The following is a 14,774-nucleotide window of genomic DNA, read 5'->3' as shown; positions in this document are numbered from 1 at the left end:
TGATCGTCAGAGGTTGAGCTTGGCTACGTCCAGGTTGCCGCCGCTGATCACGACGCCCGTCGCCCCGTTGAGCTGGATGCTGCCTTCGAGCAGGGCAGCGAACGGGGCGGCGGCTGCCGGCTCCAGGGCGAGCTTGGTGCGCGACATGACGAGCCGGGTCGCTGCGAGCAGCGTGTCTTCACCGACCCGTACGACGTCGTCGACGTACTGCTGGATGATCGGGAAGTTGCGGGTACCGCAGATCGGCGCGGCCAGGCCGTCCGCGATCGAGCGCGCGGTCGGTAGCCGTTGCGGTTGGCCGGCCGCGAGGCTGCGGCTCACCACGTCGGCCTGCTCCGGCTCGATGCCGATGACGCGGATGGTGGGTTTGAGCAGCTTGACCGCGAGGGCGACGCCGGAGATCAGGCCGCCGCCACCGACCGGTACGAGCACGGTGTCGAGGTCTGGGCGATCTTCGAGCAGCTCCAGTCCGAGACTGCCGTGACCGGTGATCACCTGCTCGTCGTCGAACGGGTGGACGCCGGTGAGATCGCGCTCTCTCCGGATCTCGTCGTACGCGGCAAGGAGGTCGCCGTCCACCAACTCGATCCTGGCCCCATACCCGCGCGCTGCCTCAACCTTCGCCGGTACGGCGGTTGTCGCCATCACCACGGTGGCCGGGATCCCCGCGTCCCGCGCAGCCCAAGCCACCGCGCCGGCCGCGTTGCCTGCCGACACTGTCACCACGCCGCGTGCTCGCTCCTCGGGTGTCAGCTGCAGGAGCTTGGTGAGGAGTCCGCGGACCTTGAAGCTGCCGGTCTTCTGGAACAGTTCGGCCTTCAGTGCGAGCTCCGCGCCGAACTGGGCGTCCAGGGCCGATGAACTGAGCATCGGGGTGCGGTGGATGCGGCCGTGCAGCTGGTCAGCGGCGGTGCGGATCTCGTCGAGCGTCGGCATGGCTCGACCCTATGCCGCGGCCGGAGCCCGGTGGAAAGTGAAGTAAGTCGATCGACAAACGACCGTATTCTGAGACGCGCCCCGGAGAGCGCTCCCTGGGATCTACCGTCGTTGTCATGAGGCCGATTCTGACCGTGATCGTCGATCCCAACGACCGTTGGATGGATCGCGCTGCCTGTCGTGGGCAGGCCGGCGCGTACGACGAGACAGCGACCCGTTTCGAGCAGCGCAAGGCGCGCGAGCTGTGCCTGACCTCATGCCCGGTGCTGAACGAGTGCTACGACTGGGCGCGCCGGACCAAGTACACGGGGACCGCGGCCGGGATCACGTTCCTGGATGGCCGCCGCCGCGGCCATCCGGAGTCTGCTGCCAGCTGAGGTTCAGAGCTGCGCGGCGATGGCGCTGACCAGATGGTCGGCGGCCGGCGGGTGCTCGGGGATGAAGAGGTAGGGCTCGATGAGTTCGAGCTCCATCAGCAGGAAGCGGCCGTTGACGACGACGCCGTCGACCCGGGCGTAGGTCGGTCCAGACCGGGGCGGTGGGGCGGGGAAAGTATTGAATACAGTTCTCGCTGCGGAGAGCGCGATCTTGGCGCTCTCCAGGATGGCGGGCGTCGGCTCCTCGAGCGTCGACTCGCCGCCGAACATCTGCTGCACCCGGTAGTCACCAGCTGCCGGGCGCTTCACCACCGCGTGGCTGTACTCGCCGCCGAAGAACAGCAGCGACCACTCGCCGTCGGTCTGGATCTCGGGCAGGAACGGCTGGACGAGGTACACGTCCTCGGGCAGTTCGGTCATCGCTGCGTCGAGCTCGGCCGATCCGGCCAGCCCGCGGATGGTGTTGTACGCCGCCCCGCTCACGGTCGGCTTGATGACGATCTGCTGACCTTCGAGCCCGGCGACGACCTCGCGCAGGCACGCGCCCGCCGCGACCTGAGACGGCACGATCGCGACGCCCTGCTCGCGGAGCTCGAGGAGGTAGCGCTTGTCGCTGTTCCAGCGCACCTGGTCGGTCTCGTTCAGGACCAGTACGCCGGCCTTGTCGAGCTGCCCGAGCCACTCGGTGAACTCGAGGTGCCGCGTGTAGTAGTCCCAGACCGAGCGCAGCAGCACCGCGTCGAACGCGGACCAGTCGATCGAGGGGTCCGTCCAGACTGCGGGGACGGCTTCGAGGCCGGCGGCGGGGAACGCGTCCAGGAGCGGGCGCTCTTCCGGCAGCAGCTCGGGCCAGTCGGCCGAGGTCGCGATCGCGATGCGTTTGGTCACGCTGCTCAGTGTTGGTTGGCGGTCCGGTTCACGTCAAACTGCTTTGCGGCAACCGAACGGTGACGCAGCGTAGTAGTGATGACAACGATGACAGTGGCGACCAGGTAGATCAGCCCTTGGCGGCTGTCGTGCCCGACGGTGGCATAGGCCAGGTACGACGCCAGCGGTACGGCGATCCACTCGGGCCGCCGGGAGAGCGCTGCCAGCGCGATCAGGGGAAGGCCGTACCAGGGGTAGGTCGGAGTGGCGATCAGCAGCGCAGCGCCGTACAGCCAGCAGCAGGTGACGGCCAGCGATTCGCGGCCGCGGCGCCGGAACGCGAGCACGGAGAGCGCTCCCGCGAGCAGAACGGCGACGAGCTGACGAGCCTCAGGAGGCAGCAGGAGCGAGAGAATCGCGAATCTGGTGCTGCCGTCGGAGAACCCCTCCTGGGTCAGGTAGCCCGGCAGGAACCCGAGCACCAGGGCGCCGGAGGCGGCGACGTACGGGATGTAGGTGGCGACGAAGGTGCCCACGGCAACAATCGACTGCCGGACCCGGAACGCGGGGATCAACAGAAGCGGCAGCAGCTTCACGCTCGCGGCGGCGCCGAGCAGGATCCCGGCGAGCCGTGGGCGCCGGGCCGAGGTGATGACGGCGGCGGTGATGAGCAGGGCGCCCAGAACGTCAACGTGGGCGGCGCTTCCGGCCTCGAGGACCACGATCGGTGACCAACCCCACAGCGCCGCCCAGCGGCGATCCCGCGTTGTTGCTGCGAGTAGCCAGGTGAGTGCAACCGCGAGCAGGCCGGCGGCGATCTGCAGCCCGAGCGTTCCGGCCGACCATGGGGTCACAGCTGCGACGAGCGTGAAGTACACCTGTGCGATCGGGGGGTAGATGGTCGGTACGCGGGGCCGATTGATGAGCGTCCGTGGGTCGTCGGCGGCGAGTGTGGCCACGGTCGCGGGATCGGTCGAGAGACTCGGGGGAGCGCTCACTCCCGATCTCTGCGTTGGGGACAGTCCCGGGAACAGGAGCGGATCTCGCAGCTCCGCCAAGGCGTCGTCCAAGGGCACATGCGCGTACGGCGAGTGGCCGGCCAACTGGACTCGTCCGTCCCACACGTACCGGTACGCGTCGGTGCTGGTGATCGGCGGGTGAGTCAGCCCGGGTACTTGGCACAAGGCGGCAACCACGACGACCGCGGCGATGCTGAGGCCGCGCCCGAGCCGCCAGATCACGACGCCGACGATCAGACAGCCGATCACGAGGAGAACGTTCGGCCACCAACTGGCGGCGTGCGCCCAGATCGTCAGCACGGCGATGCCGACGGCAACTCCGCCTCCCGACCACAGGCTTGCCGGGCTTGCCGGGATGGTGGCGCGGGGGATCATGCGGTACGGCGGAGAGTAAGGAAGGCTCGGTGCGGGGTGCGCCAGTCTTCGGTGGGGTGGAGGGCGGTGGTGCGGGCGTGGCGGAGCAGGGTCCGGCTGCCGATCCTTGCCCAGGGCAACGGCGTGGACCGGCGGCCGGTGGAGCTGCGCAGGACGATCGGATCGGTGTCGTCGAGGTCGTCGTCGGGATCGACCTCGACCAGGACCAGCCCGTTAGGACGCACAAGTTCCGCGCAGCGCCGGAGCAGGTCAGCGGGATCGCCGCCGATGCCGATGTTGCCGTCCATCAGGACGACGCTGCCCCAACGCCCCTCCGCCGGCAGTCGATCTTGCACCGGTCGCCGCAGTGCCGCCGCACCGCGTGACGTCGTCAGCGACACCGCTTGCGGCGACACATCGACACCGAGCGCGGGAATCCCTTGCTCAGCAAGGGCCATCACGATCCGACCAGGCCCGCAGCCGATGTCGAGAACCGGTCCTTCGCAGCGGCTCAACGCGAGCCGGTCGACGTCGTCGGCTGGTGACTGCCACCGGTCCAGCTCGCACAGCGACGGTACGGTTCGCCCGTCGATGCCGGTGGCAACCACTCGCGCCGTACCGTCCAGCGCTTGCTCGAACAGCAACCCCGGATGCGCCGCATGCTGCAACCGCCGGAACAACCGCGACAGCCGCAGCGACGGATGGTCCGCGGCGATCACGGCCGCATCCTGTGGGGTGTCCATGTCCCGCAAGGTCGGCAACAGGAGAACGCGCTTTCCCAGTCTCTCCAGGCGTCGCAGCTGATCCCGGCCGGTGTGCTCGGTCGACATCGGTACGCCGATCAGTGCCGCGTCGTCCGGTTCGCGCAGCCCGAGGCACCAGTACCCGCCGTCCTCGGTCAGCCCGAGCACAGCGTCGTACCCGGGCCAGTTGAAGCCCAGCAGCTCGCTCGGCAGTTGCGGGGTGTCCATGCCGACCAGGAACATCGGCGATCCGTCGAAGGAGTCCTCGAAGGCGGCCGCGAGCCGCTCGTCGAGTCCGTCGCCGCGTTGCGGGATCACCTCGAACCCCGGCGGGAGCCAGGGGCCCGGTTGGCCTTCGAGGACCAGTACGCGGCGTTCGGCCGGAGCCGATCGGACGGTGGTCAACGTATCGACCAGGGAGGCGCGGGCGAGGGCGGCGGCCTCATGCGGGGTGAACTCGGTCTGCAGCCGGGTCTTGACCCGACCGGGAACCGGTTCCTTCGCGATCACGATCAGCGTGCCGCGCGTGGCAATGTCTGCGGTCATGCCTTCAGCACCTTCGACATGTCCAGGACGGCCCGCGCGGCGCCGAGCGGCGTACCGGTGACCTTCGATCGGCCCGAGCGTGGCAGGTAGTCGACGTCCACCTCGGAGATCCGCCAGCCGGCATCAGCGGCCCGTACGACGGTCTCGAGTGGGTAGCCCGATCGCCTATCCAGCAGCGTGAGGTCCAGCAACGCCGTTCGGCGGGCCGCTCGCATCGGGCCGAGGTCGTGCAGGACCACGCCGGTACGGCGCCTGATCCGGCGGGACAGTTCGGCGTTCGCCAGCCGGAGATGCCACGGCCAGACATCGCGAGAGACCGCTCTCCGGCGACCCACCATCAGGTCCGCGTTCCCGGCCAAGATCGGCGCGGTCACCCGGACGAGCTGCCGCGGATCGAGGGACGCGTCGGCATCCATGAACGCGACCACCTCGGCATCGGCCGCCTCCAGACCGGCATGACACGCGGCGCCGTACCCGCGGATCGAGCAGTGCACGACGGTCGCCCCGAGTTCAGCGGCGAGCTGCGCCGATCCATCGGTCGAGCCGTTGTCCACGACAACGGCTCGGACGCCGGCCGGAAGCCGGGTGAGTACCCAGGGGAGCGCCGCCGCCTCGTCGAGGCAGGGCAGTACGAGATCGACAGCCACCCTTCGACCGTAGGGAAGATCGGGCCTCCGAAGTGGCCGCCGGCGGCTACGGGTCGCTTACGGTGAGCGCTCTCTCCGGGTCTCGGTCCAGCGCTGCGGGGTCCGGAAGACCTAGGCTCTGATCGTGGCTACTCGTGTGCTCGTCGTCGATGACGACCCGACCGTGTCCAACGTCGTCTCGGCGTACCTGACCAAGGCCGGGTACGACGCTCGCGTGGTGGCGGACGGGATCGCGGCGGTCGAGGTCTGGCAGCAATGGAAACCGTCGGTCGTCGTCCTGGACGTGATGCTGCCGGGGATGTCCGGTCTGGAGGTCCTGCGCCGGATGCGCGCGGCCGACGACGGAGCCGCGGTGATCATGCTGTCCGCCCGCGGTGAGGAGGAGGACCGGCTGGTCGGTCTGGAGTTCGGCGCCGACGACTATGTCGTGAAGCCGTTCAGCCCGCGGGAACTGACGCTGCGCGTGCAGGCGATGCTGCGGCGCGAGGAGCGGCTGGCCGGGCTCGACCTGACGCCGACGAAGCTGAGCGCCGGCCCGATCAGGATCGACACCGCGGCCCGGATCGCGTTGCTGGAAGGGAGAGAGCTCTCTCTGACGCATCGCGAGTTCGACCTGCTCGCGTATCTGGTGTCGCATCCGGGCAAGGCGTACACGAAGGCCGAGCTGTTGCGCCGGGTCTGGGGCTGGGACTTCGGCGACTCGTCGACAGTGACGGTGCACGTGCGGCGGCTGCGGGAGAAGATCGAGGCGGATCCGTCGGATCCGCAGCTGGTGCTGACCGTGCCGCGCACGGGCTACCGGTTCGCGGGGGAGTCCGAATGAACAAAGACACGATGACGATCCTCGCGTTCACCACGCTGTGGACGTTGGTGGTCGCGGTGCTCGGCGGCGCCATCTTGTGGCAGTTCCGGCGCCGCTCGTTGCGGGTGACGGTGATCGTCGCCGCGCTGGCGCCGATGGCGGCTGCACTGGCCGCGGTGCTGCAGAGCATGCGCGCGATGTTCATCTCCGAACACGACTCGTGGGTCGTGCTCTGGACACTGGCGTTCGCGGCGCTGCTCGGGCTCGGGATGTCGGTGCTGCTGGGGCACTGGATCAGCAAGGGTTCGCGTGACGTCGGTCAGCGGCTGCGGCGGTTGGGTACGACGTACGAGCCTTCCGATCGGTTCAACGGCGCCGTACCGGCCGAGCTCGCGGCGTTGACGGACGAGCTGGAGATGACCCGGCAGAAGCTGGCTGCGTCACACGCGAGAGAGCGCGCTCTCGAGGCGAGCCGGCGGGAGCTGGTCGCGTTCATGTCGCACGATCTGCGGACGCCGTTGGCCGGGTTGCGGGCGGTGGCGGAAGGGCTCGAGGACGGCGTGATCGACGACGTACCGGGGGCACTGCGGCAGATGCGATCGACGGTCGACCGGATGACCGGCCTCGTGGACGATCTGTTCGAGCTGTCACGGTTGTCGGCGGCGGCCTTGCCGCGGAAGCGGTCGGCAGTGAGTCTGCGCGAGCTGGCCGAAGACGTGGCGGGGGAGAACGGGGAGCATGCCCGCGCGTCAGGGGTTGAGCTCGCGGTGGCGACGCCGTCCGGTGACGATCGGCTTGCTGTGCAAGGGGATCCGGACGAGTTGACGCGCGCGGTGACGAACCTGGTGGGCAACGCGATCCGGCACACGGAGCCCGGCGGAACGGTCACGCTGGTGGTCGATCGGGAGCCCGACGGACGAGTGCGGCTCGCCGTGACCGATGGGTGTGGCGGGATCCCGACCGATGATCTGGAACGGGTCTTCGACATCGGCTGGCGTGGTGACGAACAGCGGACCCCGGTACCGGCCTCAGCCTCGGGTTCGGCGTCCGCGACCGGGAACTCGGGTGGAGGCGGCCTCGGGCTGGCGATCGCCCGGGGTGTGGTCGAGTCCCACGACGGCCAGATCGGCGTGACGAACATCGACGGCGGCTGCGCCTTCCAAATCGAGCTTCCCCCAGTTACCGCCCACTAGCCGAGAGCATGATGGAGCGCTCTCCGAGTTGCAGCGGCAGCGGGTGCTCTTCCTGATCGTGCCGCGGCCGGTGGCTTTGCCTACTGGCTGAGAGCGTGGTGGAGCGCTCTCCGGGCCGCGGCGACGGCGGGGTGGTTGGCGGTGCCGCGGCGGTAGGCGAGACGGGTACGGCGCTGGATCGGGAGCGGTGTGAGGACGACGCCGGGCGGCGGGGTGGCGGCCGCGAGGTCGGGGACGAAGGCGGCGCCCTGGTCGGCGGCGACCAGCGCTAGGACGGCGCCGAAGTCGTCGGCGTGATGGCGGATCCGCGGGGTGAAGCCGGCGGCCTCGCAGGCTCTGATGGTGAGCGTGTGGCAGAGCGTGCCGGGTGTGCCGGCGATCCATGGGGCGTCGTTGAGGCTGCTCAGTGATTGGGTACGGCGGGTGGCCAGGTAGACGGTTTCTTCCAGCAGAGGCTCGGTGTGCAGGCCCGGGTGGGGTGCGGCCGGGACGTGGTCGTACTCCTGGACGAGCGCGATGTCGACAGCCTCGGTGCGCAGCGCGTCGGGGACCGAGGCGGGATCGAGTTCGACCACGGTCATGCCGAGGCCGGGGTTTTCGGTGCTCAGGGCAACTATTGCCGGGGTGACGACCGTCGGGATGGCAGTCGGGAAGGCCCCGATCCGGAGAACACCGGAGAGCGCTCTCGCCGCGTTCTCGAGGTCGGTCGCCGCCTCCTCGAGCAAGGCGAGGATCGATTCGGTGTGCTCGACGAGGCCGTGGGCGGCGGGGGTGAGGGTGACGCGGCGGCCGGTGCGTTCGAGCAGCGGTACGCCGGTCTCGCGTTCGAGCGCGGTGAGCTGCTGGGAGACCGCGGACGGGGTGTACGCGAGCGCCTCGGCGACGGCCGCGATCGTGCCGCGGCGGGCGAGTTCGCGGAGCAGACGGAGCTTGCGGACGTCGAGCATAAGCTGAGCTTACGCTTTGGGGTGGAGATGCGAACTGGACCTGATGGGTTCGCACGGGTGATCGTCGGGGCATGGCATTCACCGGGCTCTTCGTCCCTCTGATCACCCCGTTCACCGCGGCCGACGTACTGGCTGAAGATGCGCTGGAAGCGCTCTCTCATGCCGTTCTCGACGAGGGCGCGACCGGAATCGTCGCGCTCGGCACGACCGGTGAGCCGGCCACCCTCAGTCCTGGCGAGCGTCGCCGGGTCCTCGACATCTGTACGGCGGTCTGTGCCGAGCGTGATGCACCGCTGATCGTCGGCGCCGGGTCGAACTCGACGGCCGCGTCGGTCGACGCGCTCGCTGAGCTGGCCTCACCTGTGAGCGCGGCGCTGGTCGTGGTGCCGTATTACACGCGGCCGTCCGAGGAAGGTGTCGTCGAGCACTTCCGGCAGCTTGCCGCGGCGAGCCCGGTGCCGCTGGTGATCTACAACATTCCGTATCGGACCGGGCGGACGCTGAGTGCGGAGACGCTCGTGCGGCTGGCGGAGCTGCCGAATGTCGCCGGGTTCAAGCACGCGGTCGGCGGGATCGACGAGACGACGATGACGTTCCTGAGCCGCGTGCCCAACGGCGTGAGCGTCTTGGCCGGGGATGACCTGTACGCCGGACCGATGCTCGCGCTGGGTGCTGCCGGCGCGATCCTCGCCAGCGCGAACGTGGCGACGCGGGTCTACGCCGACCTCCTCACCGCCTGGCAGACCGGCGACGTGGTCCGGGCCCGGAAGCTCGGCCACCAGGTAACTCCGTTGTCGAGAGCGCTCTTCGCCGAACCCAACCCGGTCGTGATCAAGGCGGTGCTCGCGGCCCAAGGCCGGATTCCGACCGGTCACGTCCGGCTCCCGCTGCTCCCCGCTGACCCGAAGACAGCCGCAACCGCCCTCCACGCCGCAACTACCGTCGCGTCCCTACTCGTTGCTTCCGGCAAGTAAATCGGGCGGGGTGGGTGTACCGACCAACGGGTGATGGTCGGTTGCTGTGGTGCTCAGAGAGCACTCGGTCGCCTCAGCTGCCGCGCCAGGGCGGACCACTACCCGTTCGTCGGTACGCCGGTTGCCCCGTGGCGCGGCTAGCTGTCGGCGGCCAGGAGGTCGGCGAGGCCGGCGGGGAGGTCGAGGGTGGGCTTCCAGCCGAGTTCGTCGCGGAGCTTGGCCGACGAGGCGGTGATGTGGCGGACGTCGCCGAGGCGGTACTGGCCGGTGATGACGGGGGCTGGGCCTTGGTAGGCGTGAGCTAGTTCGGCGGCCAGGGTGCCGATGGTGTTGATGGTGCCGCTGCCGACGTTGTACGCCGTGAAGGGTGGCTGGTGGGGGAGGGCTCCGGCGGCGGTGGTGACGGCGGTGGCGATGTCGTGGACGTGGATGAAGTCGCGGCGCTGCTGGCCGTCTTCGTAAACCTTGGGTGGTTCACCGCGTTCAAGGGCTGAGCGGAAGAGGGCGGCGACGCCGGCGTACGGGGTGTTGCGAGGCATGCCGGGGCCGTAGACGTTGTGGAAGCGCAGGGCGGTGACGCGGCTGCCGGTTTCGCGGGCCCAGGAGGCGGCGAGGTGTTCGCCGTTGAGTTTGCTGGCGGCGTAGGCGTTGCGGGGATCCAAGGGAGCGCTCTCTGCGATCAACCCTGGGCGAAGCGGCTCGGCGCAGCGCGGGCAGGGCGGGTCGAACTGGCCGGCGTCGAGGTCTTCCGGGCGGCGCGGTCCGGGAGCGACCTGGCCATGGCGGTCGCAGTCGTAGCGGCCTTCGCCGTAGACGACCATCGAGCTGGCGTAGACGAGGTGGCGCAGGTTCGCGTGCCCGAGTTCGCGGAGCAGGACGGCGGTACCGAGGCTGTTGGTGGAGACGTAGTCGTCGATATCGTCCAGATCGACGCCGAGCCCGACCTTGGCGGCCAGGTGGATCACGGTGTCGATCCCGGGGAGCGCTCTCCGGAGATCTTCGGCGTTCCGGATGTCGCCGACGATCAGGTCGTCCCTCGGTTCCGGGCGAATCCGATGGACGTCCGGCCGCAGCGAGTCGAAGACCAGTACGTCGTGCCCTTCGGCGGTCAGCTGGTTGTGTACGTGCCGCCCGATGAAGCCGGCACCCCCAGTCAGTAGAACCCTCATCGCTGCGCCACCCCACTCAACGCGTCGGCGCCGAGGTCGGGCCGGGGAGCGCTCTCCGGCGTTCTTGCCTCGGCGGCGGTGCCGTCGAGGGAATGGTGACAGCTGCAGTCCGCACCGGCGGGAAGGCGGGGGATGACGTCGGTGAGGAGGGACTTGAGGCGGTCGATGCTGTGGGCAAAGACCTTGTAGACCTCGGCCTCCGTCACCCCGTCGCCTTGCTGGAGGCCGGCGTCGTGATCGGTGACGACGGCGAGGGAGGTGTAGCAGAGAGCGAGTTCCCGGGCGATCGCGGCCTCGGGCGCGCCGGTCATCCCGACGACCGACCAGCCCTGCGCCGCGTGCCACAGCGACTCGGCGCGGGTCGAGAACCGCGGTCCGTTGATCACCACCATCGTCCCGTTCGGTACGACGTTGCCGGTGGCAATGATCGTGGACCGCCCGACCGGGCAGTACGGGTCAGCGGCCGACGTGTGCACCGCAGCCTCGTCGTACACGGTCTGCGGCCGGCCCCACGTGCGATCGACATACTGGTCCGGGACGAGGAAGGTGCCGGGCGTCAGCTCGGCGCGCAGGGAGCCGACGGCGCAGGGCGCGAGGACCTGGCGGACACCGAGTTCGCGCAGGGCCCAGAGGTTGGCGCGGTAGTTGACCCGGTGCGGCGGGAAGCGGTGGTCGGTGCCGTGCCGTGGGATGAAGGCGACCTCACGCCCGGCGACCTCGCCGACGACCGGTGGTTCGCTGGGCGGACCGAACGGCGTACTGACGTCGACGCGGCGCGCGTCCGCCAGGAACGAGTAGAAGCCGGAACCACCGAGCACACCGATATCAACCATGACTCCGACGCTAATTGCCCCCGAGTCGCCGATGACGCGATTCGGCCGGACCGTGAGCGCTCCGTAAGGGGTGGTCCAATGTTGCAGTGAAGGTCACCACGGCACTGCTCGCGCTCGCCGTCATGGCGCTGTTGTTCAGCGCCTACGCGAGCTGGACCGCGGGCCGCCTGGACCGGCTCCACCACCGCGTCGAGCTCGCCCGGGCCGCGCTGGAGACAGAGCTCGCCCGCCGAGCCGCACTGGTCGCGGAGCTGGCCGGCGCCGGCGTGCTCGACCCCGCGTCCTCCCTGCTGCTCCTCGACGCCGCACACAGGGCGCGTACGGCGGAACCCGAGGACCGCGAGCAACGCGAGTCCGCACTGACCCGAGCAGTGAACGCGACGGGGACCGCCGTCGAGCCATGGTCGGGTGAACTGGCGCTCGCGATGCGACGCGTGCAGCTGGCCCGCCGCTTCCACAACGACGTCGTCGTCTCGACCCGAGACCTCCGTCAGCGGCGGCTGGTGCAATGGTTCCGGTTGGCCGGTCATGCACCGATGCCGTCCACCATTGAGCTGGAGGACGGCCGGTGACCGACTTCGAGCAGTACCGGCACGAGCTACGTGTGCACTGCTATCGCCTGCTCGGCTCCTACGACGAGGCTGAGGACATGGTCCAGGAGACCTTCCTCCGCGCCTGGCGAGGCCGCGACACCTTCAGAGGCCAGTCCAGCCTGCGCACCTGGCTCTACCGCATCGCGACCAACCTCTGCATCGACGACGTACGCCGGCCGCGCCGGGTGCTGACCTACCAGCTCGAGCCCGCGTCGTTCCCGGCCGCGGCCCTGCCGGCCAGGGACGACCTCCCGTGGCTGCAGCCTTACCCCGACGTCTTGCTGGACCGAGCCGAGGAGCCAGACGCCCAGCTGGTACGGCGGGAGACGATCGAACTCGCGTTCCTGATCGCGATCCAGCACCTACCGCCGCGGCAGCGCGCCGTACTGATCTTCCGTGACGTACTCGGCTGGTCCGCCAAGGAGACCGCCGCAGTGATGGACCTGACTGCCGCTGCGGTCAACTCGGCGCTCCAACGGGCCAGACCGGTCCTCAAGACGCACCTGCCACCGCATCGGGCTGACTGGGCCGCTACACCGTCGACGGCTGGAGAGCAGGCGTTGCTGCGCAGGTACGTCGACGCCTGGGAGGCGGGCGACCCGGATGCGCTCACTGCGCTCATGTACGAGGACGTGCGGATCACGATGCCGCCGTACCCGTTCTGGTTCGAAGGACGCGAGGTGGCGCGCCACACGATCGTCGCGAACCTGGACCCGGCGTACCGGGGCCAGTGGCGCTACCTGCCCACGTCGGTCAACCGGCAGCCCACCCTGGCCGCCTACCTGCGTGAGCCGGGCGACACCGCGTTCCGCCCGTTCGGTCTGGACGTCTTCCGGGTCGAGAACGGGCTCATCGCCGAGCTGACCGCGTTCCAGCTCACCGACTTCACCGCCCACAACCTGCCGCCCTACTTGGCCTCCGCATAGGTCTTCACGGTCGCGGTGCTGAACGCGAACCGCGTCGGCGTCGGACCAAAGGTCAGCGTGCCGGCGAGATCACTCGCGTCCTGGATGGCTGAAGCAACGACCTCCGCCTCGTCAGCCGGGCAATGCACGATGACCTCGTCGTGCTGGAAGAACACGAGCTCGGCCTTCAACGGACCTAACGCCTGCCGCAGCGCCGCGAGCATCAGCAACGCCCAGTCGGCCGCACTGCCCTGTACGACGAAGTTCCGGGTGAAGCGGCCGCGGGCTCTCGCGTGCCGAGAGTCGGTCTGCGGTTCGTCGACGGGCGGACCTTCGAGCGTCGCGGCGTCGAGCGGTGCACCACTCGGCGGGCAGGTGCGGCCGAGCCACGTGCGCACGAGTTTGCCCTCTTCACCCGCGCGGGCGGCATCGTCGACGTACTGGACGGCTTGCGGGAATCGCTTGCGCAGCATGGCGAGGTTCTTCAGCCCGTCGCCGGAGGTCTGCCCGTAGATCGCGCCCAGTACGGCGATCTTGGCCGTCGCGCGGTCGCCGGAGAAGGCCGCGTCCGACACCGCTTTGTAGAGGTCGCCCGGATCGCTCGCGACCTCCATCAGCGCCCGGTCGCGGGAGATCGCGGCGAGGATCCGCGGCTCGAGCTGCGACGCATCGGCCACGACCAGACTCCAGCCGGGATCGGCGACCACCGCGCGCCGGATCACCTTCGGGATCTGCAGACCGCCACCACCGTTGGTGATCCAGCGCCCCGACACCGTGCCGCCCGGTACGAACCCGGGCCGGAACCGCCCGTCGTGCACCCAGTCGTTGAGCCAGGACCACCCATTAGCCGTGTAGATCCGGTAGAGCTTCTTGTACTCGATCAGGGGCTCGACGGCCGGATGATCGATCGTCTCCAGCTCCCAGCGGCGTGTGCTCTTCAGCTGGAACCCGGCCTGCTTGAACGCCTTCAGTACGTCGACCGGCAGGTCGGGCCGGACCCGTCGACCGAACGCCGCGGACACCTGCTCAGCCAGCTCGGTCAACCGGCGCGGCTCACCCGTCCCGCCGAACCGCTCGCCCAGCAGCTCAGCCAGCATCTCGCGATGCACCGAAGCGCTCCACGGCAGCCCGGCCCGATCCATCTCCGCGGCGACCAGCATCCCGGACGACTCCGACGCGGTCAGCAATCGCATCCGGTCCGGATACTCGGTCTCCCCGTGCCGCCGGAGCTGATCGGCATACACCCGGAGCAGCGCCTCGAAGGCGATCGGCTCCTCCTGGATCTCGAACAGCGACGACTGCTCACCCGGTACGACGGCGCGCAGCGGCGGATCGGGTGGAACCGGCGCCCCCGTCATCCGGGCCCACGCGGCCGCCGCCGACCGCGGTTCGCCGAGCCGGCCGGCGTGACCGAGCAGCAACCCCTCACTGTTCTCGATGTCGTAGCAACGCTCGACCCGCACGCCACTGGCCAACAGGCGCGGGTAGATCTCGGCCGACGCCCGCCAAACCCACCGCGTCACCTCCGGCCGCGAGCCGACCGCAGCGGCGAGATCAGGCTCGTGCAGGATCGGCCCGGCAGGCTGACCGTCCGGATGCAGAGCGACGAGCACCGCCCCGCCACCCTCCTCCGGCGCAATCGCCCACCTCTCGTCCATACGTAGATCCTCACACCCCCCACCGACACAATCCGACCTTGAGCACCCACCAACCGTTTTCGACCGTCCAACCCGACTGAACCGTGCACAAGGTCGCCGAAGTGGTCGAGCGGTGCACAACGTCACAACCCACACCTTGAGCACCGTTCAACCGTCTGCGGGCGCGCTCGGTGGTTGAACCGTGCTCAAGGTGGTCGGGGTGGTGCGTGGG

15 protein-coding genes are annotated in these 14,774 nt (G+C 69.4%); 6 read left to right on the top strand and 9 right to left on the bottom strand.

The features are described from left to right. Window positions 1-6 precede the first annotated feature (6 nt). Window positions 7-936 (bottom strand): threonine/serine dehydratase, encoded by a 930-nt coding sequence (locus tag ACFVWG_RS22725; RefSeq protein WP_391545356.1) that lies wholly within the window; start codon window positions 934-936, stop codon window positions 7-9. A gap of 116 nt (window positions 937-1,052) precedes the next feature. Here ACFVWG_RS22725 and ACFVWG_RS22720 point away from each other — a divergent pair, with 116 nt between their 5' ends. Then, window positions 1,053-1,313: a WhiB family transcriptional regulator gene (locus tag ACFVWG_RS22720; RefSeq protein WP_391545355.1), complete on the top strand. Its 261-nt coding sequence runs from the start codon at window positions 1,053-1,055 to the stop codon at window positions 1,311-1,313. Window positions 1,314-1,316: 3 nt separating this feature from the next. Here ACFVWG_RS22720 and ACFVWG_RS22715 read toward each other — a convergent pair whose 3' ends face one another. Genes ACFVWG_RS22715 through ACFVWG_RS22700 form a run of 4 tightly spaced genes read right to left on the bottom strand, consistent with a single transcriptional unit; the run spans window position 1,317 to window position 5,489 of the window. Beyond that, window positions 1,317-2,201, bottom strand: coding sequence for a RimK family alpha-L-glutamate ligase (locus ACFVWG_RS22715; protein WP_391545354.1), 885 nt, complete (start codon window positions 2,199-2,201; stop codon window positions 1,317-1,319). 5 nt (window positions 2,202-2,206) lie between these two features. Next, complete coding sequence (locus ACFVWG_RS22710) at window positions 2,207-3,574, bottom strand: glycosyltransferase 87 family protein (protein ID WP_391545353.1); 1,368 nt, start codon at window positions 3,572-3,574, stop codon at window positions 2,207-2,209. Further along, complete coding sequence (locus tag ACFVWG_RS22705; protein ID WP_391545352.1) at window positions 3,571-4,842, bottom strand: DUF2064 domain-containing protein; 1,272 nt, start codon at window positions 4,840-4,842, stop codon at window positions 3,571-3,573. Before ACFVWG_RS22705 ends, ACFVWG_RS22710 begins: the two co-directional genes overlap by 4 nt. Then, window positions 4,839-5,489, bottom strand: a complete 651-nt coding sequence (locus ACFVWG_RS22700) for a glycosyltransferase family 2 protein (RefSeq protein ID WP_391545351.1) — start codon at window positions 5,487-5,489, stop codon at window positions 4,839-4,841. Before ACFVWG_RS22700 ends, ACFVWG_RS22705 begins: the two co-directional genes overlap by 4 nt. A 124-nt stretch (window positions 5,490-5,613) precedes the next feature. Here ACFVWG_RS22700 and ACFVWG_RS22695 point away from each other — a divergent pair, with 124 nt between their 5' ends. Together ACFVWG_RS22695 and ACFVWG_RS22690 are read left to right on the top strand one after the other, a co-directional pair. Further along, on the top strand, window positions 5,614-6,312 hold the full coding sequence (locus tag ACFVWG_RS22695; RefSeq protein WP_391545350.1) for a response regulator transcription factor: 699 nt from the start codon (window positions 5,614-5,616) through the stop codon (window positions 6,310-6,312). After that, window positions 6,309-7,484: a sensor histidine kinase gene (locus tag ACFVWG_RS22690; RefSeq protein ID WP_391545349.1), complete on the top strand. Its 1,176-nt coding sequence runs from the start codon at window positions 6,309-6,311 to the stop codon at window positions 7,482-7,484. The genes ACFVWG_RS22695 and ACFVWG_RS22690 overlap by 4 nt, the downstream gene beginning before the upstream one ends. Window positions 7,485-7,564: 80 nt before the next feature. Here the strand turns inward: ACFVWG_RS22690 and ACFVWG_RS22685 are convergent, their stop codons facing one another. After that, window positions 7,565-8,431, bottom strand: coding sequence for a LysR family transcriptional regulator (locus ACFVWG_RS22685; RefSeq protein ID WP_391545348.1), 867 nt, complete (start codon window positions 8,429-8,431; stop codon window positions 7,565-7,567). Window positions 8,432-8,502: 71 nt separating this feature from the next. Here ACFVWG_RS22685 and dapA point away from each other — a divergent pair, with 71 nt between their 5' ends. Beyond that, complete coding sequence (gene dapA, locus ACFVWG_RS22680) at window positions 8,503-9,405, top strand: 4-hydroxy-tetrahydrodipicolinate synthase (protein ID WP_391545347.1); 903 nt, start codon at window positions 8,503-8,505, stop codon at window positions 9,403-9,405. A 137-nt stretch (window positions 9,406-9,542) separates the two neighbouring features. Here the strand turns inward: dapA and ACFVWG_RS22675 are convergent, their stop codons facing one another. After that, window positions 9,543-10,574 (bottom strand): NAD-dependent epimerase/dehydratase family protein, encoded by a 1,032-nt coding sequence (locus ACFVWG_RS22675; protein ID WP_391545346.1) that lies wholly within the window; start codon window positions 10,572-10,574, stop codon window positions 9,543-9,545. After that, complete coding sequence (locus tag ACFVWG_RS22670) at window positions 10,571-11,407, bottom strand: S-methyl-5'-thioadenosine phosphorylase (protein ID WP_391545345.1); 837 nt, start codon at window positions 11,405-11,407, stop codon at window positions 10,571-10,573. The genes ACFVWG_RS22675 and ACFVWG_RS22670 overlap by 4 nt, the downstream gene beginning before the upstream one ends. A gap of 86 nt (window positions 11,408-11,493) precedes the next feature. Between ACFVWG_RS22670 and ACFVWG_RS22665 the strand changes: the two genes are divergently transcribed. Then, on the top strand, window positions 11,494-11,979 hold the full coding sequence (locus ACFVWG_RS22665; protein ID WP_391545344.1) for a hypothetical protein: 486 nt from the start codon (window positions 11,494-11,496) through the stop codon (window positions 11,977-11,979). Then, complete coding sequence (locus ACFVWG_RS22660; RefSeq protein ID WP_391545343.1) at window positions 11,976-12,926, top strand: RNA polymerase subunit sigma-70; 951 nt, start codon at window positions 11,976-11,978, stop codon at window positions 12,924-12,926. Before ACFVWG_RS22665 ends, ACFVWG_RS22660 begins: the two co-directional genes overlap by 4 nt. Here the strand turns inward: ACFVWG_RS22660 and ACFVWG_RS22655 are convergent. Then, window positions 12,908-14,563, bottom strand: coding sequence for a bifunctional 3'-5' exonuclease/DNA polymerase (locus ACFVWG_RS22655; RefSeq protein WP_391545342.1), 1,656 nt, complete (start codon window positions 14,561-14,563; stop codon window positions 12,908-12,910). The genes ACFVWG_RS22660 and ACFVWG_RS22655 overlap by 19 nt on opposite strands. Between the last annotated feature and the right edge of the window lie 211 nt (window positions 14,564-14,774).

Origin of the sequence: Kribbella sp. NPDC058245 (genome assembly GCF_042882005.1) — a bacterium.
In the GTDB taxonomy this organism is placed as follows: Bacteria; Actinomycetota; Actinomycetes; order Propionibacteriales; family Kribbellaceae; genus Kribbella.
Note: the sequence above shows the minus strand (reverse complement) of the source record. Positions and strands in the feature narration are given on the sequence as shown.